The 24,537-nt window shown below is 48.6% G+C and carries 19 protein-coding genes and 1 riboswitch; of the genes, 11 read left to right on the top strand and 8 right to left on the bottom strand.

The window, feature by feature from the left end:
- The first annotated feature begins 39 nt into the window (after positions 1-39).
- Positions 40-168: riboswitch (FMN riboswitch) on the top strand.
- Between the two features lie 212 nt (positions 169-380).
- The 3 genes from ACY2VT_RS10995 (at position 381) to ACY2VT_RS10985 (ending at position 2,193) form a co-directional block, all read left to right on the top strand.
- Positions 381-1,022: an ECF transporter S component gene (locus tag ACY2VT_RS10995; protein WP_461879925.1), complete on the top strand. Its 642-nt coding sequence runs from the start codon at positions 381-383 to the stop codon at positions 1,020-1,022.
- Positions 1,023-1,311: 289 nt separating this feature from the next.
- Positions 1,312-1,569: a hypothetical protein gene (locus ACY2VT_RS10990; RefSeq protein WP_173816022.1), complete on the top strand. Its 258-nt coding sequence runs from the start codon at positions 1,312-1,314 to the stop codon at positions 1,567-1,569.
- An 18-nt stretch (positions 1,570-1,587) separates the two neighbouring features.
- Entirely contained in the window at positions 1,588-2,193 is a 606-nt protein-coding gene (locus ACY2VT_RS10985; RefSeq protein ID WP_461879924.1) for an NUDIX hydrolase, read from the top strand.
- A gap of 113 nt (positions 2,194-2,306) precedes the next feature.
- Here ACY2VT_RS10985 and ACY2VT_RS10980 read toward each other — a convergent pair whose 3' ends face one another.
- The 7 genes from ACY2VT_RS10980 to mgtE all read right to left on the bottom strand — a co-directional run bounded on the left by ACY2VT_RS10980 (position 2,307) and on the right by mgtE (position 10,789).
- The gene (locus tag ACY2VT_RS10980; RefSeq protein ID WP_461879923.1) at positions 2,307-4,142 is read right to left on the bottom strand and encodes an ABC transporter ATP-binding protein; all 1,836 of its coding nucleotides are present in this window, start codon (positions 4,140-4,142) and stop codon (positions 2,307-2,309) included.
- A complete protein-coding gene (locus tag ACY2VT_RS10975) occupies positions 4,142-5,944 on the bottom strand; it encodes an ABC transporter ATP-binding protein (protein ID WP_461879922.1) in 1,803 nt (600 codons plus the stop codon). Before ACY2VT_RS10975 ends, ACY2VT_RS10980 begins: the two co-directional genes overlap by 1 nt.
- Before the next feature lie 183 nt (positions 5,945-6,127).
- Positions 6,128-6,637, bottom strand: coding sequence for an ATP-binding protein (locus ACY2VT_RS10970; protein ID WP_461879921.1), 510 nt, complete (start codon positions 6,635-6,637; stop codon positions 6,128-6,130).
- A complete protein-coding gene (locus tag ACY2VT_RS10965) occupies positions 6,634-6,825 on the bottom strand; it encodes a hypothetical protein (protein WP_461879920.1) in 192 nt (63 codons plus the stop codon). The genes ACY2VT_RS10970 and ACY2VT_RS10965 overlap by 4 nt, the downstream gene beginning before the upstream one ends.
- A gap of 1 nt (position 6,826) precedes the next feature.
- On the bottom strand, positions 6,827-7,732 hold the full coding sequence (locus ACY2VT_RS10960; RefSeq protein WP_461879919.1) for an alpha/beta hydrolase fold domain-containing protein: 906 nt from the start codon (positions 7,730-7,732) through the stop codon (positions 6,827-6,829).
- 60 nt (positions 7,733-7,792) lie between these two features.
- Entirely contained in the window at positions 7,793-9,181 is a 1,389-nt protein-coding gene (locus ACY2VT_RS10955) for an alanine/glycine:cation symporter family protein (protein ID WP_461879932.1), read from the bottom strand.
- Positions 9,182-9,394: 213 nt separating this feature from the next.
- Complete coding sequence (gene mgtE, locus ACY2VT_RS10950; protein ID WP_461879918.1) at positions 9,395-10,789, bottom strand: magnesium transporter; 1,395 nt, start codon at positions 10,787-10,789, stop codon at positions 9,395-9,397.
- Positions 10,790-12,032: 1,243 nt separating this feature from the next.
- On the opposite strand from mgtE, the gene ACY2VT_RS10945 reads away from it, so the two are divergent.
- Positions 12,033-12,728, top strand: a complete 696-nt coding sequence (locus ACY2VT_RS10945; RefSeq protein WP_022461396.1) for a response regulator transcription factor — start codon at positions 12,033-12,035, stop codon at positions 12,726-12,728.
- A 16-nt stretch (positions 12,729-12,744) separates the two neighbouring features.
- A complete protein-coding gene (locus ACY2VT_RS10940; RefSeq protein ID WP_461879917.1) occupies positions 12,745-15,411 on the top strand; it encodes a sensor histidine kinase in 2,667 nt (888 codons plus the stop codon).
- A 104-nt stretch (positions 15,412-15,515) separates the two neighbouring features.
- Here the strand turns inward: ACY2VT_RS10940 and ACY2VT_RS10935 are convergent, their stop codons facing one another.
- The gene (locus ACY2VT_RS10935; RefSeq protein WP_461877038.1) at positions 15,516-16,277 is read right to left on the bottom strand and encodes a YesL family protein; all 762 of its coding nucleotides are present in this window, start codon (positions 16,275-16,277) and stop codon (positions 15,516-15,518) included.
- A gap of 353 nt (positions 16,278-16,630) precedes the next feature.
- On the opposite strand from ACY2VT_RS10935, the gene ACY2VT_RS10930 reads away from it, so the two are divergent.
- From ACY2VT_RS10930 to ACY2VT_RS10905, 6 genes are all read left to right on the top strand, one after another.
- Positions 16,631-17,743, top strand: a complete 1,113-nt coding sequence (locus tag ACY2VT_RS10930; RefSeq protein WP_055219170.1) for an ABC transporter ATP-binding protein — start codon at positions 16,631-16,633, stop codon at positions 17,741-17,743.
- A gap of 197 nt (positions 17,744-17,940) precedes the next feature.
- Positions 17,941-19,032 carry a PucR family transcriptional regulator gene (locus tag ACY2VT_RS10925; protein WP_055226895.1) on the top strand — a complete coding sequence of 364 codons (1,092 nt, stop codon included), beginning with the start codon at positions 17,941-17,943 and terminating at the stop codon, positions 19,030-19,032.
- A gap of 116 nt (positions 19,033-19,148) precedes the next feature.
- Entirely contained in the window at positions 19,149-21,437 is a 2,289-nt protein-coding gene (locus ACY2VT_RS10920; protein WP_461879916.1) for a hydratase, read from the top strand.
- Positions 21,438-22,085: 648 nt separating this feature from the next.
- On the top strand, positions 22,086-22,244 hold the full coding sequence (locus ACY2VT_RS10915) for a hypothetical protein (RefSeq protein ID WP_461879915.1): 159 nt from the start codon (positions 22,086-22,088) through the stop codon (positions 22,242-22,244).
- Between the two features lie 88 nt (positions 22,245-22,332).
- A complete protein-coding gene (locus ACY2VT_RS10910; protein WP_461879914.1) occupies positions 22,333-22,998 on the top strand; it encodes an RluA family pseudouridine synthase in 666 nt (221 codons plus the stop codon).
- 171 nt (positions 22,999-23,169) lie between these two features.
- Positions 23,170-24,378: a substrate-binding domain-containing protein gene (locus ACY2VT_RS10905; protein WP_461879913.1), complete on the top strand. Its 1,209-nt coding sequence runs from the start codon at positions 23,170-23,172 to the stop codon at positions 24,376-24,378.
- Positions 24,379-24,537: the final 159 nt, after the last annotated feature.

The following is a 24,537-nucleotide window of genomic DNA, read 5'->3' as shown; positions in this document are numbered from 1 at the left end:
GTGTGAATATGAATAAAATGTTCCTGTAAAACAAAATACGGAGATCTTCAGGGCAGGGTGTGATTCCCTACTGGCGGTATAGTCCGCGACCCGCTGCGATATCAAACAGCGGCTGACTCGGTGCAACTCCGGGACCAACAGTTAAAGTCTGGATGAAAGAAGATGAAATAAAGTTTATTTGCATGGAAATATTTTTGGTGCCCTGAATTCAAGAAAAGGAATTCAGGGCACTTTTTTTCGCGGGCAACGAGCCAAAGTCCGTGCTTGCACGAGACCTTGGCGACTGCCGCGAAAACGAGTTCAAATTCGTGGAGCGTATTTGGACTCGTTATTTCCGGCAGAACCGGTCAAGATCTCCAGAAAAAAGGAGAAATGCAGTTATGAATGCACAGACAACAGCAAAACAGACATCAAAGATGTCGCAAATCGGAAAAACCCGTTACATGGTACAGGTGGCAATGCTCGGCGCAGCCGCAGTCGTATTGATGTTTTTTGACATCCCGCTTCCGTTTGCCCCGAGTTTCTACAAGATTGATTTAAGCGAAGTTCCGGTGCTGATCGGAGCCTTTGCAATGGGACCTCTTGCCGGAGCTGCGATTGAGCTGATTAAGATTCTGCTGAACCTTGTCTTGAAAGGAAGTACCACTGCAGGTGTTGGCGAGGTAGCAAACTTCCTGATCGGCTGTGCGTATGTTATGCCGGCCGCATGGATCTACAAAACACAGAAAACAAAGAAAAATGCCATGATCGGTATGGCAGTCGGAACCGTATTTCTGGCAGCAGCCGGCGGTCTTCTGAACGCTTTTGTACTGCTTCCGGCTTATGCAGCAGCCTTTGGAATGCCGATGGATGCCCTTGTAGGAATGGGATCTGCAGTCAACAAAGCAATTACAAGCCTTCCGACCTTTGTTCTGTTTGCCGTTGTACCGTTTAATATCATCAAAGGTGTTGTGGTATCACTGGTAACCATGCTTCTGTACAAGCACATCAGCAGACTGCTGAAGGGCGAGGCAATGCACTAAAAAACTAAAAAAGAAAAACAAAGAAAGACGGACAGAAAATGGAGAGAAAAATCTCACTTTTCTGTCCGTCTTTTCGCTGGTCTCCGGCGGTGTCGTGACCGGCTATATCGGCATGGACAACCCGGCGAAAAACAGGATTGAACTGGCGGTCAGTCTGCTCAAAGAGGCGGATCAGAAGATGCATGAAAATAAAAAAAGTTCACGGTGAATTGCCGCAATGGATTGTCCCCGCGGGTCTTTTCGTGGTACAATGAAACATAAGCGATAAAAAGAAAAACGAGGGCAGAACATGAACGAATTATATGAAATGATTGAAAAGAAAATCAAAGAATCCGGCTATCCGCGGCCGATTTCGGGAAGCGATGTTTACGATGACATCTGCGACCAGATCGAGGGAAAAGAGAACGGTTCCTACGTGGTGCTGTCGAAATTTGATGACGATGTGATTTTCGAGTACCACATCACGGTGATGGATGATGAATTCAACCTCGGTGTGCTGACGATGCGCACCCCGGAGGGCGTGTTTGAGACTGATTTTGATGCGTAAAGAAGGGGGAGAAATACAATGCCGAAGATTGAGAAGATTACGAAGCAGACGGAGAATCCGTTTGTGAATCTTTATCTGGTTGAGGGGATGAATAAGGTGAATCATCACTTCCGCTATTATGTGGCGTCAAGGGCGAAAACGATTGAGCAGATGAAGATTAAGACGAGAAAGAATGCGCCGGATGGGGTGCTGATGTACAGTCTGTATGGGGAGAAGCGCGATAAAATCGTTCTGGTGCGGCAGTATCGGGTTTCGATTGACGATTATATTTATGAGTTTCCGGCGGGGCTTGTGGAGCCGGGGGAGGAGTTCCATGAGGCAGCGGTGCGTGAGATGCATGAGGAGACGGGGCTTACGTTTCATCCATTAAAAGTGGATTCATGCTATGAAAAACCGTTTTTTACCACGATTGGGCTGACGGATGAGGCTTGCTCGGCGGTTTATGGATGGTGTGAAGGAGAGATCAGCCGTAATTACCTCGAAGAGGGCGAAGTGATTGAAGTTGTCCTTGCTGACCGTGAGGAGGCGAAACGGATTTTAAAAGAAGAAAACGTGGCGATTATGTGCTCGTATCATTTGATGCATTTTATTCATGATGAAGAGCCGTTTGCGTTTTTACAGTAGCATAATGGCGGGAGCCATCAAAAAAATACCCCTCGGAAGTTCTGGGACGAACTGCGAGGGGTGTCTTTTTTGATGGCTCCCATTTACGGTGTGAGGGACGGGAGAAGGAAGGCTCAGGCGTTTGCGGGAGTGGTGTAGTATTGGGCCTGCGTTTCGTAGAGGGAGGCGTAAATGCCATGTTTTGCAAGAAGCGTGTCGTGGGTGCCGTCCTCTGCGATGCGGCCGTGGTCGAGGACCACAATGCGGTCACAGAATTTGCAGCTGCTCATGCGGTGGGAGATGTAGACGGCGGTTTTGCCGGCGATCATCTGGCTGAACTGTTCGTAAATTTCAGCTTCGGCGATCGGGTCGAGAGCAGCGGTTGGCTCGTCGAGGATGACAAACGGGGCGTCTTTGTAGAGGGCGCGGGCGATGGCGGCGCGTTGGGCTTCGCCGCCGGAAAGGTCGACACCGGCGCCATTGTTGTTGTAGAGGCGTGTGTGTGCTCCCTGGGGGAGATGTTGTACGCGTTCTGTGAGTCCGACCTTTGCAAGAGCGGACTGTAAAGCAGCTTCATCAATCTCGGTTCCGGCGGCGATGTTTTCGTCGAGCGGGAGGGAGAACAGGTGGAAATCCTGGAAGACGACGGAGAATGCCTGCGTGTACTCTTTGTAGTTATATTTGCGGATGTCAATGCCATTCAGGGTGATGTAACCTGAAATTGGCTCATACAGGCGGCAGAGCAGTTTGATGAGTGTTGTCTTTCCGGCTCCGTTGCGGCCAACGAGGGCGGTTTTGTCGCCGACGGCAAAGGACAGTGTCACATGCTCGAGCACCGGAATGTCTGTGCCGGGATAGGAGAAGGAAACGTCGTGGAAGGCAAAGGCGTACTGACCGTCGTCACGTTTTTCGATCGGGAGTGTGCCGTCGTACGACATGGATGGCTGTGCGATGAAATCCTCATACGTCGCAAGATACGAATTGATATAGTCAAACTGTGAGCCGGTTGTGAAAAACGTCTGCAGATCCCCCATGGCGCGGGTGACGGAACCGGCATACAGAAGGACATCTCCGATGGGGAGCACACCGTACAGCGCTTTGGCGCCGATCAGAAGGTATGCGGTGAAATTAGAAAGGAGTGAGAGCAGCGCATTTTTGCCGTCTGTGACGGCGGAAAAACGGGCGAAGTCGAGGTACATCGGCAGAAAGTGTGCCATGGCCTTTCCAAACTGTGCGTCGAGAAAACCATCGAGATGACCGATACGGATATCGTCCGCACGCCGTTCTTCGAGCATCACATTGACGAGATAATTGGCGACGGAGTTGGAATGGTCGTTGCCCTGGTTCAGCTCAATTTTTTTCTGCGTACTCTCGCGGTTAATGCGGGAGGAAAGAGCCAGCTGCAGTCCGCAGAGCAGGAGCAGCGCGAGTGTCGAAAACGGCGAGGTAAAGAAGTTTTTCATGCTGCTGCCCGGCAGAAGGAACAGGCGGAGCAGGAAGAACAGCGCATAGAGGAGGGAGAGCAGGGAAGTCATCATCGTATGGATCACGATCAGCTGGTCACCCACATTTCCTGACCCCATGGAAGAGACATTGGTGCGCCGGATGGCATCCATAGTCTCGGTTTTTTCAAATTTTTCAAATTCCAGCTCCAGTGCTTTTGCGGTGATTTTCTGTTCCGTGAGTGCAAGGCAGAGCTCCTTCTGGCCGTTGAGATACTGGCGGCAGATCTTTTCAAACAGCCCCAGCCCATACTGCACGAGCAGAAAGATGACAACGGTATACAGACAGGCGCGGTACGATTCTGCAAGCAGCAGATTCAGAATCCGCGCTGAGAAAAACAAGGAGAGATACGGCAGTGTGGCAGCGGCAAAAGCGCTTCCGAACAGCCAGAACAGCACGCGGTGATTGCCCTGGCTGATCATATTTAAAAAGCGGCAGACGGCATGAAAACGTTCTTTCATTTTCATCAGATGTGTTCCTCCGTTTCCTGATAATACTGGCTCTGAACTTCAAACATATGCGCATACGATCCGTCGAGGGCGAGCAGCTCGTCGTGGGTTCCGCGCTCTTTGATTTTTCCGTTTTCGAGAAACAGAATCGTATCGCAGAACCGTGTTGATGCGAGACGGTGTGAGATGAAAAGCGCAGTCTTATTTTTCAGCAGCGTGCTGTAGGTTTCGTACATTTCATTTTCGGAAATGGCATCGAGTGCCGCGGTCGGCTCATCGAGCAGGAGCAGGCGGCAGTTCTTGTAGAGTGCCCGCGCCATCATGAGTTTCTGCATCTCACCGCCGGAGAGAGTGACGCCGTCGTCAGTCATATCCTTGCCGAGATACGTTTCCTCTTTCTGCGGCAGACCTGCAATTTTCTCCCAGAGGCCGGCGCGGGTGAGTGCTTCGCGGCAGCGGGTGCGGTCCGTCTCTTCCAGTGTGGAACAGCTCACGTTCTCTGCAATGAAGAACGAGAGAGCAAATGGTTCCTGAAAGACCGCCGCAATCGATTCGTAATACTGCGCCGGATTCAGGTCCGTAAGAGAGAGACAGTTGACGGTAATCTGTCCTTCTGTCGGCTGATACAGTCCGCAGATCAGCTTAACAATCGTGGATTTTCCGGCGCCGTTGATGCCGACGAGTGCGGTGTGTTCGCCAGCATGGAGTGTGAAACTGACATCGTCGAGGATCTTTTTCTCGCTTTCCGGGTAAGAGAAGGAGACGTGGGAAAAGCAGATTTCGAGCGGTTTTTCTTCGGTAAATTCCGGCCGGAACGGCAGCGTGTGGCCGGCCGGGAGCGGCAGATCAAGAAATTCCCGCATCCACCGGATCTGTTCGAGACAGAGTACCGATTTCGAAAGACTGGAAGTAATCTCGTTAAAATACGAAGAAAAACCAGAAACCGCGCCGAGCACCAGCACAAAGCCGGAGACAGTCATGGTTCCGTGTGCGAGGCGGTAAATCAGAAAGCCATAGCAGATGCCGTCGCGCAGAAGCTGCAGCGTGAGGGTCAGCAGATCGTTCGCGAAGTAGGCACTGCGGATGTGAAACAGGATTTTCTGGTATCGTTTGTTGATCTGTCGGTAGACACCATCAATCCATCCGCCCAGCTGGTAGAGACGGACATCTTTTCCGGCCGCAGTGTCATACGACTGTTTCTGAAAATAGCGCTGCGATAATTTAATCGCGGACAGATCATCCCGGCGGCGGACTTCGTAGGAAGCCGCGCGGCGGTAGCTGAGAAACTGAAGAACCGAGAGCACCAGCAGCAGAAGAATGATGGCTGGATGGACACTTCCAATCAGCCCTGCGTAGAGGAGCAGACCGAGAAAGGAAGAAAAAATTGTGACATCATAGCGGAACATTCCTTCCACTCCGACCCAGTTGCTGGAAACGGCATCGGTGGCTTTTTCAACGAGCTGCAGCGTCGACTGCTCGGTCAGAACGGCGTAGTCCATCCGCATGAAATGGCGGAGCAGACGGCGCATAAAAAAGCCGGTCCGGAATTCGGTATACTGCCAGGCGTTCCGTGACTGCAGAAATGCATGGCTGACGAAAACGACGGCATAAAGGAGAAAGAGAACCAGCGTTCCAAGCGCAAACCCGGCAAAGCCGCGGCTCTGTTCCAGAAAAAAGAGAATTCCGGAAGGAAGCAGAATCCCGAAAAAGCCGGTGAGCACCTGTGAGACGATTTCAAGTGCCTGAAAGAGAAACGGCTTTTTGCTGTGATGCCACAGCTCACGATGAATATAAACGTAGTTAGATAATAAAGAATACATAAAGACCTCCTCTGTCACATGTCTTTCGTGAACTGTAGTTATCCTACCATATTCATGCAAAACACGGGGGAAAAGTACGTAAATGGAACAAAAAAGAACGCGAACAGCAAAAAAGTGTTCACGTTCTGCAAAATTTCTCTGTAGAATCATCGGACAAAATCAAAAAATCCTGGAAAGAGCTTTTTACAGCGGCAGCATAATCTCCGTCACGAAAACGCCGGGCTCGTTCTGCCGGTTGATATATCCTTCGTACTTTTCCACAACAAGATTGATCCGTTTCAGCCCATGCCCGTGATTTCCGCGCTTCGTGGTGATATACTCGCTGTCCAGCTTCCGCACAGTATCCTTTGTTGCATTCGTAATGGAAATATACAGCTGGTTTTTCAGCACACCAATATAAAGCCGGATATAGGGATCCGCAAGGCCCTCGCATGCTTCCACCGCATTGTCAATCAGATTTCCGATCAGCGCGCAGAGATCAATATCACTCACCGTAAGATTGGCCGGGCAGGTCGCCTTGTAATCCACGCGGATGCCGTTCTTTTCGGCGAGTGAAATTTTGGAATTTAAAATCGCATCGAGATTCACATTCCCCGAGTCGCAGAGCTGGTTGACCTGATCGAGATCATTTTCGAGCAGCCCCAGATACTCCTGCAGTTTATCATACTGCCCCATCTCGACATACGCCTTCATCGACTGCAGATGATTGGATAATCATGGCGCCAGCCGCGCATCGTCAGATAGATGTTCTGCACCTCCTCGACCTGGCGGGCGAGAAGCTGGTTCCGGTATTCAATATTTTTTCGCTCCGCAAAGGTGCGGAGCAGCATTTCCATCCGGGAACGCTGCGCCGGTTCATCTTCGCAGTAAGCAATTCTCATGTTATTCACCCAAACATTTTTTGAAGAAGTTATCGTAAACGGTAATCATTTCCTCGGTCCAGAATGCTGCACCGCCGTGGTCTGCGCCGCGAAGAAGATACAGCTGTACATCTTTTCCGGCATCCTTTAATGCGTGGTAGAGATCGACACTCTGCTGGCAGAACACCATCGTGTCCTTGGTGCCGTGTGCGATCAGCATCGGCGGGAAATCCTCGTTCACGTATGTTTTGGAGCAGGCTGCCTTAGCCTCCTCAAGATGCTCGGTGATGTCATAGCCCATCAGCATGCCCTCCGGGCTGTCCGGTTTCTGATGGTTCAGCGTTATCGGATAGCCGTACGGCAGTGTCACATCAACAGCTCCGTACAGATCGATAATACCGCATACCTCGCAGCTTTCCTCATTGATCGGCTCGTCAAGTTTTCTGCTCTTTGCGGTCATGCCGGCAACGGAAGAAACCTGTCCGCCGGAAGAATCTCCCATCAGGAACATCTGCGATGGATTCAGCTTGTATTCCTCCGCATGCGCACGCAGAAAACGTACCGCATTTTTTGCGTCGATGATCTGCGCTGGGAAATGTGCGATTCCGCTGTGACGGTATTCGACGATTGCAACAACGTAGCCGCGCTGCGCCAGACGGGCGATCATGCCGACCTTCTGGTAGACATACTGTTTCATCCAGGCGGATCCCTGAATAAATGTGATGCACGGCCAGGTGCGCTCCGGGTGCGCCATCTGGAATGGTGTGAAAATTTCCAGATGAAGATTGTGCGCCTCGTCGTAGACAACTTCATGCGCATAGCGGATCTCAATTTCCTCTCCGGTCACCGGAATTTCCACGGCGCCGTCTACCGCGTCTGTGTAGTCCGGCATTGTCTCATACGTGTAGTTTGATGGTTCAATGATCATGTGTAAAAACCTCCTTTTTCAAAAACCCATTTTTCGGTCCGAAACAGCAATCCACAGGATTTACGATTTCTTCGACTCCTCATATGATTTTAACTCGGAAAGTGCCTCCCCGGCAAGCGGATACAGCGCAATGATGTTGAAGATTGTCATCAGCCCGATACCGACATCACCGAGATCCCACACAAATGTGTAAGCGGCAATTCCTCCGATAAACAGCATCACAAGTGCCAGAACCTTGTAAGCGGTCTGGAAACACCACTTGTCACCGAACAGGTAGGCAACGTTGCTTCTTGCATAGAACAAAATGCCGAGGAACGTGGAAAAGCTGAACAAAAACAGCGTAAATGCAATGAAAATCACACCGAATTTTCCCAGATGATACTGCATGGCGGTCTGCAAAAGATCCATGCCGGAAAGGCCATTAATCAGATCCTTTGGTGCAAGCAGCATAATCATTGCGGTGCAGCTGCAGATGACGATTGTGTCAACAAAAACGCCGAGTGCCTGTACAAGACCTGCTTTGGCCGGGCGGTCACATTCCGCGGCGGCAGCGGCGCATGGAGCGGAGCCGGAACCGGCCTCATTCGAAAACAGACCACGCTTTACACCGTTCATCAGAACAGCACCAAAACCGCCGGCTGCCATCTGACGAAGTCCGAAGGCTTCCTCAAAAATGCGTGCAAACACAGAAGGAATCTGACGGAGGTTGACTGCGATGATAAACAGTGTGATAAAGAAATAGCAGACTGCCATGACAGGAACTACAAAATCCAGTACCTTTACGGTTGCATTTTTCCGCAGTACGATGATCGCAGAAAGAATCACCAGCATGATACTGGTATAAAGCGGCGGAATGGAAAATGCATTTTTAAAAGAAGAAGCCACGGAGTTGCTGATTACCTGACTGATACCGCACCAGCAGATCAGACCGGCAATGGCAAACAGAACAGCCGGCAGAACGTATCGTTTTTTCTTCTTGAGGTGGTCTTCAACCAGATCGTGAATGTAGTAGGCAGGACCGCCGCGGTAGCCGCCGTACAGAGGATCTTCTTCTTTGTGAAGCTGTGCGAGCGTAGCTTCGATAAACGCGGTAGACGAGCCGATGATAGCCGTCACCCACATCCAGAACACAGCACCTGCGCCTCCGGCGGAGACTGCAGCGACAACGCCGACCAGATTTCCCATACCGACACGCGTTGCGGTGGAAACGATCAGTGTCTGAAAAGAAGAAAGGCTGCTTTTTTCATTTTTCTTTTCCGACAGGGCACGGATCATGTCCGGGAACAGACGGATAGGAAGAAAACGTGTCCGGATCGTAAAATAGATGCCGGTTGGGATCAGCAGAAGAATCAGAAGGGAGATTCCGAGACTGCCGCCGCCCGGGAGCGGAATCGTAAAAAGATCGCCCCAGAGAAAGTTGTAGACTGTGGTGATGAGATTGACAATCATGTTTTCAAAAACCCTCATTTCAAAATATTTGCGGCACTGTGAAACGTCAAAGCATAAAAGCACCGTTACCTGCTATTATATCGGTTTCTGTTCGGAATGTAAAGAAGGGAAGAGAAAAGATAAGAGGCAAATATCAGCTTTTTCCGAAACCAGAAAAAGTTGATATCTGCCTCTTAAAAGGGCATCTTTTGTTTTACGGTACAGATTACGCGGTCAGCCTGCCAGATGCAGCATCTCGATCAGGAACAGCCAGCTAAGGCCATAGAACGTAATGACAGCGACAAGGTCGTTGACCGTTGTGATCAGCGGGCCGGAAGCAACCGCCGGATCGATGTGGATCTTTTTAAAGAACAGCGGAATGCAGGTGCCGACGGCACTGGAAATCAGCATTGCCAGCAGCAGTGCGATGCCGATGCAGGCGGAAACGGAAAATGCGAACATCATGGTCTTTCCCTTGAATAAGAAGATGAAAAGTCCGATGACAGCAAAGGACAGAACACCAAGCAGAAGACCATTGCAGAAACCGATGCGCATTTCCTTGAAAACAAGCTGTAATTTCTGTTTTCCGGTCAGGGACTCATCCATCAGGACACGGATGGTAACAGCCAGGGACTGGGTACCAACGTTTCCGGCCATATCAAGAATCAGGGACTGGAAGGTCATGATAATAGGAAGCGTTGTGACAACCTGTTCAAAAATACCGACAACGGAAGAAACCAGCATGCCGAGACCCAGAAGGACGATCAGCCACGGAAGACGTTTTTTCATGCTTTCTTTTAAGGGCTCTTTTAAATCCTCCTCTGCGGTCAGACCTGCGAACATCGCGTAGTCCTCGCCCATCTCATCATCAACCAGGTCGATGATGCTGGATGAGGTGATGACACCGAGCAGGCGGTTGTCGTTGTCGAGGACAGGAATGGAATCCTCGGAATAATCCTTCAGTTCTTCAATACACTCGTCGATCGGCTCCTCTGCGTATACGTATGGGTAAGAGGTTACGGTCAGATCCTCGAGAGTTTCGTCGCGCCTTGCGATAATCAGGTTTTTCAGATCGATTGCGCCGTAGAATTTCTGCTGTGCGTTGACAACAAAGATAGTAGAAATGTTGTCGTTTTTGGCTGCCTGGTCAATCAGGCAGCTCATTGCCTGTTTGACATTCAGATCCTCGCGGATAATGATACAGTTGGTGGTCATACGGCTTCCGATTTCATCCTCGTCAAAGGATGCAATCATTTCGATATCGTGCCTTACATCCGGATCGAGAAGATCAATCAGAAGTCTTTTCTTTGTCTTGTCAAGCTTCTGCAGAACCTCAGCGAGGGCATCGGTCTCCATTTTGGAGAGGATGGAAGCGGCTTTTTTGACATCCATCTCTTCGAGGTACTCGGCTACGTTGTCGGATTCAGCATACTCAAAAATATCGGACAGCATGTCCGTGTCCAGAATGCGGTACAGTTTGCATCGCTCCGGAACCGTTAAAAGCGGCAGAACATCTGCCAGGTCATTTTCGTGGTAATCTTCCAGGCGGCTGCCCATGACAGCCGGAGAAGAGTTGCTGCGGATTGTATCCAGGATCTCCTGGGTATAATCCTGTACTCGTTTTTCCATTTTTTCGTTATCCTCCATTCTTTTTTTGACAACTCCCGATAAACACTATTGTTCAATCAGCAGTGAAACACTTGCTGTTTCGCTGCGTAAGAAAGTGATTCAGGTGTGAGCAGTCCTCCTTTTGCGAAGCAAAACTTTAAATGAGGACTGCGAATGTTACAGTTCGCAGGAAACCTGTGAACTGTAACAGACATGCGTGCTGTCGGTGCGAAAAAGCATGTTGGAACCCTCACAGGGCAGTAAAAGCACACGAAAAAAGAACCAGAGAATTACGTTTCAAAACTGGTTTGGATCATGTGTCTTACTTCGGGTTTTCATAGGATAAGAAGGGAAAATATTTAAGATTAAAGCAGGACAGAAGGATGGCCGTCATCCTGCATATTTTCCGGTTCCCGTCCTATGCTGGTACTTCGCCCATGAGAATCACAACTATCCATTCTGTTCACCTGCCTTTTTTTAGAAATTTTTTGATCAAACAGCCGTTTTTGCCGGTCTGTTTCGCTTGAAATACGGGATTCAAAAATCATCCCTCAAGTATTCTAACTGCTTTCCGGAAAAAAATCAATTCCTATTTTGGTAAAATTTTTGCAACATTCTTATCTCGTTTCTGTTTCTCCTCGTAAAGCATTGCATCCGCATGCGCGAGCATCTCCGGAAGTGTGGAATCCATGTCTTTCGGAAGCCATGCGAATTCTTTGCCGCGGAGCTCATCTGGTTCAGCAGGAACTCTGCGTTGCTGAACAGATTTTCTGTCAGATCACAGAGCACAAGGACGTACACAAATTCGTTCGAAAACAGCGGCAGCCCAGGGTGTGGATCAGATATTCCATTGCCTCGCGGATGCCGAGGCTGTTGTCGTAATTGACACTCGGATACGGCTCGTGCTTGGACGCAACCAGCACGCAGGGCAGTTTCTGATATTTGGAAAGAAGACGGCCAATACTTTTTATAGAAGAAATAAAACCTGTTGTCTATGATTTTGACAAAAAACGCAGAATGTGCTAAGAAAATAATTGCAATTGTCTAAAAAATGTTTGAGCTCTGAATTTACAGACAAAACTTTATAGAAACTTAAGATTTTCCTTTGCGGACCTAAAGATTCCTTTGGTACAGTAAGGATGAAAACAAAAGACATCTGGCAACTTGAGGGAATTTGCGGTACAATCATCCTTGAATCATGTGGGAGGTCCGGCGCGGAAAAAAAGTGCCGGAAAAAGAAAAACGAAAGGTGGAGAAAGAAGAAATGTACAACATTTTAGTATGTGATGATGATAGAGAGATTGTAGACGCCATTGAGATTTATCTGACCCAGGAGGGCTATCATGTGCTGAAGGCATATGATGGCATGCAGGCCATCCAGATGCTCGAGAGGGAGGAGATTCAGCTGCTGATTATCGACGTCATGATGCCGAAACTGGACGGCATCCGTGCGACGCTGAAAATCAGAGAAAAGAGCAGCATTCCGATCATTATTTTGTCTGCGAAATCAGAGGACGTAGACAAAATTCTGGGACTGAACATCGGCGCGGATGATTACGTGACGAAGCCGTTCAACCCGCTCGAGCTGGTGGCGAGGGTGAAATCTCAGCTGCGGCGCTACACGAAACTTGGAAATCTTCCGGCGGACGACGGAGAAAATGTATATCAGGTCGGCGGGCTTCTCGTCAACGATGACTTAAAAGAAGTCAGCGTCGAGGGCGAACCAGTCAAACTGACCCCGATCGAATACAACATTCTCCTGCTGCTGGTAAAAAATCCAGGCAAGGTATTTTCGATTGAACAGATCTACGAGAGTATCTGGAACGAGGAGGCGATCGGTGCGGACAACACTGTTGCGGTTCACATCCGCCACATCCGCGAAAAAATCGAAATCAACCCGAAGGAGCCGCGCTATCTGAAAGTTGTATGGGGAATTGGGTATAAGATTGAGAAACAATAATAAGGAGTGAATAATTGTGAAAGAACGAAAACTCTACAGCCTGACGGGGAAGCTGATCGTTTTTCTTCTGCTGATCGTTTTTGCTGCAAGCATGCTGTTCGGGGGCATTCAGACACTGATGCTTTCCAGTGTCGGCCTGACGCCGAATGCGGCAGCAAAAAAGTATGCGTTTGAAGAAACCACCGCATGCGGCACACTGGTGCAGCGGCAGCTTCATAATGTCATGAGCTACTATAATGATATGAGTAAATTCGGCACAAACGGCCGATACGACGGAACAAAAGAGATTGATTACCGTGCCTTTGCAACCGATGGAAAGGAAAGCGGCGGTGCCAGTACAACGTACACCATTGACCAGCTTGGCAAGATGTACGATGACGGCAGCAGCGCAGACCTCAATGAGGTGGCAGCGTATACCGCAGACAATTATGCGACGAACGATGCCGGAATTGACAAAGAAGCCTATCTTGCATATGAAGATGGAACTGATGTGAGCCAGGAAACAGAAGAGACGGATGTAGCCGCATTGAGCGCGGCAGATGCAGAGACGTTTGACAGCTTTTCCCCGGACGGTGAGGTTTATTTTCCTTCCGAGAATGCAGTCAAAAGCCTGAAAGAGAAAAAAATTGATCCTGCTGATGTTTCCTCCCAGTTCCTGTATCTCTACGATCAGGGAATGAGCCTGGAAACGCAGAAGACGAAAGCGGGAACGTACCTCTATGAGTACGCGGCGGCAAATCTGAAAAAGGTATCCATCCGCGATCTGTATACGACACTTTACGAGGTCACGGAAGAAGTTGCAGCTTTTAAAAACCAGGAGAGCGGCATCAACGTCAATGCGGACGATGCCAACCTCTGGTACTGTCTGGAAGATAAAGAGGGAAATATCTATACGAATGTGGACTCCTGGAAAAATGGTTACACAACAGCCATTGCACAGAAATCGTCCTACCCGTTCGCTTTTGCCGTTGACCGGACCGGCGGTGCCGACAAAGTCCGTTCTTACGCAGCCAGAAAAAACAGCCCGGCCGTGGAAGCAGCGAGAAGCTATCTGCTGAACAATCAGATCGCAGATAATTATCAGAAGATCTTCGTTGCACTTGACCCGGATCTGGCGGCGAGCGACTATTTTTCCCAGTACAGTGAGATCTACAGCCAGTGGCATCCGAAAATGCAGCTCCTTCTTCTTATGATTGCAGTTGGTGGAATCGGAACGCTGGTCTGCCTGGTTCTGTTCACACTGCAGGCGGGAAGAAATGGAAAAAACAAAGAAATCCGCCTTTACTTTTTCGATCAATGGTACACGGAAATTGCAGCTGCAGCCGCAATCCTGATAGTGATGGGAGCAGTTGGAATCGTTGCTGTCTGCATCGAACTTTCCTACGGCGGCGTTCATTATATCCAGAATTTCGACGGAAACTACATCTACAGCGGATCCTATGGAAATGAAGCAGATACATGGCGCAGCCTGGTGGCCGCATCGGGCATCCTCGCCGGATTTCTGATTACACTGATTCCGTACTGCTCGCTGGTGCGCCGGATCAAAGCACGCAACGTCTGGAAACAGTCGTTTGTGTACTGCGTCGGCCACCGGATCGTGTCTGCCGGAAGAACCTTCTATGAAGGCAGACAGGAGTCGGAGCGAACAATCCTTATGTTCTGCGTTTTCTGTGGTGTGCAGATCATTCTCTGCTGCGGATTCGGAATGTTCGGCGTATTCCTTACCCTGGTGATGGATGCCGCAGTGCTGCTTCTTCTGCTGCGCGGGGCATCCGGAAGAAAACAGATTGAACATGGCTTAAAAGAGATTGCTGCGGGCGATCTGGATTACAAGATTGACCTGACGGAGCTGCAGGGGGAAGACAACCTTCAGCTTGCCGGAATTGTGAATTCGCTCGGCGAGGGAATGAAAGCAGCGGTGCAGGAGCAGATGAAGAGCGAGCGCTTAAAAGCGGATCTGATCACTAACGTATCCCACGATATCAAGACACCGCTTACTTCTATTATTAATTATGTCGATCTGCTGAAACGGGAAAATATTGAAAACGAGAAAGCGAAAGATTATATCCGCGTACTCGACGAAAAATCACAGCGCCTGAAACAGCTGACGGAGGACCTTGTCGAGGCATCGAAGATCAGCTCCGGAAACATCAAGCTGGAATTCATGAACCTGAACCTGAATGAACTGGTGCAGCAGGTAAACGGAGAATTTGCGGAGCGGTTCGAGGGCCGCAATCTCGACCTGATCTGTATTCTCCAGCCGGAACCGCTTCTGATCCGTGCGGACAGCCGCCGCATCTGGCGCGTGCTTGAGAACCTGTACGTAAATGTCTGCAAATATGCCATGCCGGGAACGCGGGTTTATGTGGATGCCATCAAAAAAGACGGAAAGATTCAGTTCTCGATCAAGAACATTTCCGAGAACCCGCTGAACTTCCAGGCGGATGAACTGACGGAGCGTTTTATCCGCGGCGATGTCAGCCGGAGCACCGAGGGCAGCGGCCTGGGTCTCTCAATCGCAAAGAACCTGACGGTATTGCAGCATGGAACCTTCAATATTTATCTGGACGGCGACCTGTTCAAGGTTACGATTACGTTTGATGAAGCTGTAAAGGAGAAAAAACCGATGCCTCCGATGATCGTACCGGAACCGGTACAGGAGGAAGCACAGCAGGATGTCTGAGAAGTGTTGAAAAATAAAAGAGAATAGAAAACGAAAACGCCCCGCCGGGAAACACGCAGCAGATGCGGTTCCCGGTGGGGCGTTGTTTATGAAATGCAGTTTATTTATTCGTTTGTTTCGTCTGTTTCTGGCTGTTCAGCCGCAGCAGCATCATCGGAACGATCAGTCAGCGGGCTTGGTCTGTCCATCGCTTCGAGTGCGCGTAAGGACTCTTCTTCCGGAGTCAGAACCTCGTTCTCTTCCTCCGGCATATAATATGGAAAGATCTTGTTCACGAAGAACCAGGAGCATCCAAGTGCCACAGAAGAAAATCCGAGCAGGAACATCAGCAGGATCAGGTAGCTCACAATCTTTGTTGTGGAGAATACATAGATCAGCATCGGGCTGATGTTGACAAGCAGGATCATGATGGTCCACGGCAGGTGGCGGATCGCCATCAGCATGGAGTTTTTGATCGTGTTTTTCACGGTATTGTCAAAACGGCTCAGTACCGGGAAAATATAGGAGAGGACCATAGCCTCAAAAAAGATCAGCACCAGGAAAACAAAGCGCAGGTAAGTGATCGCGCCAGACATATTCATAACCAGCAGAAGATCGAGAATCAGAACGATCAGGATTGCCAGCATAATGAGCCAGATAGCGGTTGCCTGTTTGAAGTTTTCACGGAACGATTTCCAGTAGGTACGGAAGATGTAGGTCTCCTCGTTTTTAATCATCTTCAGGGTGACGTAGTACATTGCTGTGAAGTTTGCGCCGATCGTCACAATCGGGATACACATAATAAGGAAAATAATGTTCAGCATCATCAGGTCGAAAACACGGCTCATGATCTGCGAGAACTTACTGTCCAGGCTGAAAAAACTCATAGTTTGTTCCTCTTTTCTGTTGAATTAAATCTGCCGCCGATCTGCGTTCCGGCTGGCAGACATTACCTAAAAGTATAGCGAATTTTTCAGAAAAAAGCAATGAAGAGAATATAAACTTTTCGTTTCGTCATTTTGTATAATAGTGAACATTTTGTTTGTGCAAAGTGGACAGAAGAAAACTGTTTAAAAAAATCCGAAAGCAGAATTGCCAATCTGCCGATGGAAACTTTGTGTAATTATGGCATGGTCGAATCGGGTGAGAAAAGGTATACTAGTCCCATAAGCAAGAGAGATGCAAAAACGCAAAACTCATAATAAAAAACGCATGATGTTCATTTAGGGAGGATTCAAAAATGGCAAGTTTATCTTTACAGCACATTACAAAAAGATATCCGAACGGTTTTGAAGCAGTAAAAGACTTCAACCTGGAAATCGCTGACAAAGAGTTTATCATCTTCGTAGGACCATCTGGATGTGGTAAATCTACAACACTTCGTATGATCGCAGGTCTTGAGGAGATCTCCGATGGTACTCTGAAAATTGACGATAAAGTAGTAAACGATGTAGAGCCGAAAGACCGTGATATCGCAATGGTATTCCAGAACTACGCTCTGTATCCGCACATGACCGTATACGATAACATGGCATTCGGTCTGAAACTGAGAAAAGTTCCGAAAGATCAGATCGACAAACAGGTTAAAGAAGCAGCTAAAATCCTTGACCTGGAGAAACTGCTTGACCGTAAACCGAAAGCTCTTTCCGGTGGTCAGAGACAGCGTGTTGCTATGGGACGTGCAATCGTACGTGATCCTAAAGTATTCCTTATGGACGAGCCTCTGTCAAACCTGGATGCAAAACTTCGTGTACAGATGCGTACCGAGATTTCCAAACTGCATGAGAGACTGGGCGCTACCATCATCTACGTAACACATGACCAGACCGAGGCTATGACACTTGGTACCAGAATCGTTGTTATGAAAGACGGAGTTGTTCAGCAGGTAGATACCCCGCAGAACCTGTACAACGCACCGGGCAACCTGTTCGTTGCAGGATTCATCGGATCTCCGCAGATGAACTTCCTGGATGCAAAAGTAAAAGTTAACGGAAACGACGTTACTCTTACTGTTGGTAAATACAACATGAAACTGCCGGCTTCCAAAGCAAAAGCTGTTATCGACGGCGGATATGACGGAAAGACCGTTGTTATGGGTATCCGTCCTGAGAACGTACATGATTCTCAGATGTTCATCGAAACTTCCAAAGACAGCGTAGTTGAGTGCAAGATCAACGTATACGAGCTGTTAGGTGCAGAAGTTTACCTGTACTTTGATTGCGAAGGCTTCCCAATGACAGCCCGCGTAGATCCTCGTACAACTGCAAGAAGCGGTGATACCGTTAAATTTGCTCTGGATATGGAAAAAGTTCATCTGTTCGACAAAGAGACAGAGATCACCATTACCAACTAATCCATATGAACATCAGCGCGTATGCGCAAACATAGAGAAAAAGGATCGACATCTATTTGGATGCCGGTCCTTTTTGCATATGCAAGGCCCTCCTTTTGCAAAGCAAAAAATAGTTGCCAATGAGAAAAAAATAAGCTATAGTTATAGATAAGATGCACCCTGGAGTAAAATACGCCAGGAGAAAGGAAGTGGCAGATTTGGTATCAAGTCAGGTATTACAGAAAACCCTTGATGAATTAAGAAATATTACAAGAATTGATTTATGTGTGACGAATACGGATGGTGTTCTGCTGGTGACCACATTCCCGGAAACCGCGATTGATGCAGAAAGCATCCGTTCTTTTGTATTATCCGCTGCGGACAGCCAGATTGTACAGGAATATCATTATTTTAAAGTATATGACAACCAGAACGTAGAGTACATTCTGATCTCCAAAGGCAGCAGCGATGACGCTTACATGATCGGAAAAGTTGCAGTATGCGAGATTCAGAACCTCATCATTGCATACAAAGAGCGTCTGGACAAAAACAACTTTATCCAGAATCTTCTTCTTGACAACCTCCTTCTGGTGGATGTCTATAACCGTGCGAAAAAGCTGCGCATCGACACCGACGTGCGCCGCGTTGTTTTCATGGTAGAAACGAAGATGGAAAAAGACATCAGCGCGCAGGAAACCGTAAAGAGCCTGTTCGCATCGAGACCGAAGGATTTTATCACCGCGGTCGATGAGAAGAGCATTATTATTGTAAAAGAACTGAAAGACACCGACACCTTCGAGGATATGAACCAGACCGCAAGAATGCTGGTGGATATGCTGAATGCGGAGGCTATGTCCCAGGTGCGCGTTTCCTACGGAAATCCGGTCAACGAGATCAAGAGTGTATCGCGTTCTTACAAAGAGGCGAAGATGGCACTCGAAGTAGGAAAAATTTTCTACGCAGACAAAAACGTGGTACCGTACAACAACCTCGGCATCGGCCGTCTGATCTATCAGCTCCCGATCCCGCTGTGCGAAATGTTTATGACCGAAGTCTTCGGCGAAAATCTGCCGGATACGTTCGATGAGGAAACACTGACCACAATCAATAAATTTTTTGAAAATAACCTGAATGTGTCCGAGACATCCCGTCAGCTCTATGTACACAGAAATACTCTGGTGTACCGTCTGGAGAAGCTCGAGAAGAGCACCGGTCTCGACATTCGTAAATTTGACGATGCGCTGACCTTTAAAATTGCCATGATGGTCGTAAGCTACATGACGTATATGAACAACAGCGAAAATCTGTAAAACCGTTCAGAGCCGTACAGAATTGCTGTGTGGCTCTGAATTGTTATATGCAGATACCAGGGTCAAAAGACTTTTTGCCCCCAACATTTTATCAACAACAAGAGGAGAGGAACGACATGATTGAATTACTGAACACAGGTGCATACCTTGTCAACGGAACCGACATCATCCCGGATACGGAAGAAGGCCGCGCGGAACTCAAAGCGCGTACCGGCGCTGTGCCGTGTCCGGCGGATGCTGCAAAAGAAACCATTGCCTATGGAATCTTAAAAGACCACAATGTTTCCGGCAACATGGAAAATCTGCAGATCAAATTTGACAAACTTACATCGCATGACATTACTTTTGTTGGAATCATTCAGACTGCGCGCGCGTCAGGGCTGGAAAAATTCCCGGTACCGTACGTGCTGACCAACTGCCATAACTCCCTTTGTGCAGTCGGAGGAACCATCAACGAAGATGACCACATGTTTGGCCTTACCTGTGCGAAGAAGTACGGCGGCGTCTATGTACCGCCTCATCAGGCAGTAATTCATCAGTTTGCCCGCGAGATGCTTGCCGGCGGCGGAAAAATGATCCTCGGATCCGATTCCCACACCCGTTACGGTGCACTCGGAACCATGGCCATGGGCGAGGGCGGACCGGAGCTGGTAAAACAGCTTCTCTCCAAAACATATGATATCGCTATGCCGGGCGTGATCGCCATTTACATGACAGGCGCACCGCAGCCGGGCGTAGGACCGCAGGATATTGCGCTTGCCATCATCGGCGCTGTTTTTGCAAATGGTTATGTAAAGAACAAAGTCATGGAGTTCGTAGGACCTGGCGTATCTTCCTTAAGCGCAGATTACCGGATCGGCGTGGATGTTATGACGACTGAGACGACATGTCTGTCCTCCATCTGGAGAACCGATGAGAAGATCAGTGAGTTCTATCAGATCCACGGCAGAAGCGCAGACTACAAAGAGCTGAATCCTGGCGCTGTTGCTTACTATGACGGCGTTGTAAAAGTAGAACTCGACAAGATCAAACCGATGATCGCGATGCCGTTCCATCCGAGCAATGTTTATACCATTGAAGAGCTGAAAGCAAACCTCGATGACATCCTGAACGATGTAGAGAAGAAAGCAGCCATCAGCCTCGACGGAAAAGTTCCGTTCACTCTGAAAAATAAAGTACACGACGGAAAACTCCTGGTAGACCAGGGAATCATCGCAGGATGCGCCGGCGGCGGATTTGAGAACATCTGCGACGCAGCCGATATCCTGAAAGGCCACAGCATTGGCGACGATGCGTTCACCTTAAGTGTTTACCCGGCAAGTACCCCGATCTATATGGAGCTGGCAAGAAACGGAAAACTGGCAGACCTGTTGGAAACCGGTGCCATCGTAAAAACCGCATTCTGCGGACCGTGCTTCGGCGCAGGCGATACTCCGGCAAACAATGCGTTCTCAATCCGTCACTCCACCAGAAACTTCCCGAACCGCGAGGGCTCCAAGATCCAGAACGGCCAGATTTCTTCCGTTGCCCTGATGGATGCGCGTTCGATCGCAGCAACCGCAGCAAACAAGGGATTCCTGACCGCAGCAGATGAGTTCACCGGAACATACACGAAACCGGCATACCACTTCGACAAGAAGATTTACGAGAACCGTGTCTTCGACAGCAAGGGTGTGGCAGATCCGTCTGTAGAAATCCAGTTCGGACCGAACATCAAAGACTGGCCGGCTATGCCGCAGCTTGCCGAGAACCTGATTCTGAAGGTTGTTTCTGAGATCCACGATCCGGTTACGACAACCGATGAGCTGATTCCGTCCGGCGAGACTTCTTCCTTCCGTTCCAACCCGCTCGGACTGGCAGAGTTCACCCTGTCAAGAAAAGATCCGGCTTACGTGGGACGTGCAAAAGAAGTACAGGTCGCAGAGAAAGCTATCCAGGAAGGAAACTGCCCGGCAGAGGCACTTCCGGAACTGAAACCGGTCTTTGCTGCGATCCATACCCAGTACCCGGATATCGACAAGACAAACGTCGGTGTCGGATCCACCATCTTCGCTGTAAAACCGGGCGACGGCTCTGCGCGTGAGCAGGCAGCTTCCTGCCAGAAGGTATTAGGAGGCTGGGCAAACATCGCCAACGAGTATGCAACGAAGCGCTACCGCTCCAACCTGATCAACTGGGGCATGCTTCCATTCCTGATCCCGGCGGGAGATCTGCCGTTTACAAACGGAGATTACATCTTTGTACCGGAGATCCGCAAGGCAGTGGAAGAGAAGGCTGATGTGATCAAAGCGTACGTTGTGAAAGACGGCGCACTCGTTCCATTCGAGATGACCTTAGGCGCACTGACCGACGATGAGAGAGAAATCATCCGCAAGGGATGCCTGATCAACTATTATAGAGGATAAGTATTTGAGAAAGAGCTGTGTGGCAGGAGAAAAGTCTGTTTCATAGCTCTTTTTCTGCGCACTTATTTGAAATGAAATATCAGAAAACAATATAAAATTCAGAAAATAGACACAATAATTAAGAAAAGAAAAAGTGATATAAAAAAACAGTAAAAATATTTTAAAAATGTATTGACAAATAATGGCGGATCTGTTATATTAAAATCACAAAGAAACAAGAAAACAAAAACCTAACCAAGAGGTACAAAGAGAAAGACTTGGGACCCCCTTTTCAAGAGAACAAACCATTTTCATAGAAAGAGACGAGAAATCTTCTATAGAAGAATGGAAAAAAGGGAAAAGGAAGATGTTCTTAAGATGAGAGACTTCCGAAAGGAAAGAAAACCTGAGATAAAGATCCATACAAAAGAAGTTCGAAAGAAAACCTTTTGATAAACATGAGATCAGAGCAGATCTCAGGAAATCCTAAGGAAAAGATTTTCGGAGTGGAAATCTTAACCGCAAAGGAAAAGCCTCTGAAAAAGAACATCTTCCCGAAAAAAAGAAAATCTACAACAGGGAAATGGAAGAGAAACGATTTTTGAAATATCAAACGAAAGCGAAAACAAAGATCACAGATCGGTAAAGAAAGAAAACCAGTGAAAATCCTTGAAAGTAGAGAAAAAACTGAATATGGAAAATAAAGAAAAAGCGGTCGCTGTATCAGGAAAAAATGATTGGTATGGCGATCGCTTTCTGTGCTGTGTAATTCGTCCGCCGGGCATGTTTTCCTTGACAGATGCGGCGGAAATGGTGCATACTTCTTAAAGCATAACAGCGGAGAAATCCGTGTATCGAAAATGAGAAGTCAGGACAGGAGAAGAAAGTGGCTGGATTTTGCAGAGAAGATATTTTAATGGAAGATAACGATATTCTTGTTGTTCACAAGCACGCGGGCATGGCAGTGCAGAATGCGCGGATGGGACAGATGGATCTGGAGCATGCGCTGCTGAATTATCTGGCGAAGCAGGCAAGGGCGAAAACACCGGGTCAGGCGCGGACTCAGATTCCATATCTGGCGGTCGTGCACCGGCTTGATCAGCCGGTTGAGGGCGTGCTGGTGTTTGCGAAAAACAAAGACGCCGCCGGAAAACTGGGACGGCAGGTGCAGGACGGGACGATGAAGAAAGAGTATCTCGCCGTCTGTGAGGGAAAAATCGAAAAACAGGGCGTGCAGAAGTTTGAGGATTTCCTTGTAAAAGACGGACGGAGCAACACATCCCGCGTCGTACAGCCAGGCACCGCCGGAGCGAAAAAAGCGGTGCTGGAATATGAAACGATAAGGACACAGGAGAATCGAACCCTGGTGCAGATCCACCTCGGAACGGGCCGCCATCACCAGATCCGCGTCCAGTTCTCCCATGCGGGATATCCACTGGCGGGGGATGCAAAATATGGGGCGAAAGAGAAAGGATCTCTGGCGCTGTGCGCGCATCATCTCGAGCTGAAGCATCCGCGGACAGGCAAACGGCTTTCGTTTACCGTAAAACCAGAAGGTGAAATCTTCCACAGCTTTGTGTAACTATTCAGAGCTATGTGAAATTGCAAAAAAGTTCAGAAAATCATAAGAAAACAGGACTGGACTATTTTTACGGTTTGTGTATAATAGAGAAAGGTTATGTAACAAAACTGTAAAAAGTAATGGAAAATGATTCATCAGGCAAAGCAGAAAGGGAGAATTATGAAACGCAGAATGATTGCAGTACTGCTTTCCGGAATCCTGCTGTGCTCGGCAGCTGGATGCGGAAAAGAAGCAGTGACAGACAAGAGCACCGCAGCATCGTCGTCTCAGGAAGTGACAGAAACTCCGGCGGCAGAAGAAAGCCCGGAGGCCTCATCGTCCAGCGCAGATTCTACAGCAGAGTCAGCCAGTGCATCCACATCTTCTGAAAGCTCTGGAGATGAAGGAAAAGAAGCAGACAAAAAACGAATAGAAATCACCGTTCCGCACAAAGACGGCATGGAAGCATTGTACGACACCGTGGATGGACTTACCGTTGAAAAAGGCTCTTACATCGCCGTGGTTGCAAAAGACTTAAGTGCCGGTTTCTGGAAAGCCGTAAAAGCTGGTGCGCAGCAGGCACTTGACGATCTGAACACCTCGCTTGGCTATACCGGAAACGACAAAGTTTATATGACATTTGAAGGCCCGGAAAGTGAGAGCGACACCAACTCTCAGATCAATATCATCGACTCTGTCATTTCGGAAAATCCGGACGCGCTGATCCTCAGCATCATTGACCAGCAGTCGGGACAGGCACAGATGGAAGAGGCTTCCGACAGCCAGATTCCAGTCATCATCGCGGATTCCGGTATCGAGAGTGATCTGATCACCTCGACATGTGCGACCGATCACGCAGCGGCAGCAAAGCTTGCCGCAGACCATCTCTGTGAGGCGATCGGCAACAGCGGAGAGGTTGCGATTGTTGCACATCAGTACAACACCGAGAGCAGCGTAGAGCGCGTGGAAGCATTCAAAAAAGAGATCGAAGAAAAATATACCGACGTGAAAGTGGTTCAGGTAAACTACGGAGATGGAGAGGAATCCATCGCAGACATGCTGAAAAATACACTCGAAACCTACCCGGCTTTGAAGGGCATCTTCTGTACGAACGAAGACATGGCAGACCAGACGCTGGATGCGCTGGCGGATATGGAAAATACTGAGCAGATTCAGATTGTCGGTTTTGATTCCGGTGAAAAACAGCAGAAAGCGATTCAGGAGGGACGCGAGTACGGTACCGTAACGCAGAATCCGTACGGTCTTGGCTATGCGGCAATCGTGGCGGCCGTCCGCGCGATTCAGGGACTTCCGGTAGATCAGAAGATCGATACGGGATATCAGTGGCTCGACAAAGACACGATCGATCTGGAGACAAATCAGAAGTATCTTTATAACTGAAAATTATTTTCGGGTCTTGGAACATTCCCTTGTCTGCCGGGTTCATTTTTTATCTTATAGCAAGACCCGAAAATAATTTTCAGTTATAAAGATACTTCTGATTTGTCTCCAGATCGATCGTGTCTTTGTCGAGCCACTGATATCCCGTATCGATCTTCT

It is taken from the genome of Fusicatenibacter sp. (assembly GCF_050872605.1).
Lineage (GTDB): Bacteria > Bacillota > Clostridia > Lachnospirales > Lachnospiraceae > Fusicatenibacter.
The sequence above is the reverse complement of the archived record's forward strand: the minus strand, read 5'-3'. Positions and strand labels throughout refer to the sequence as shown.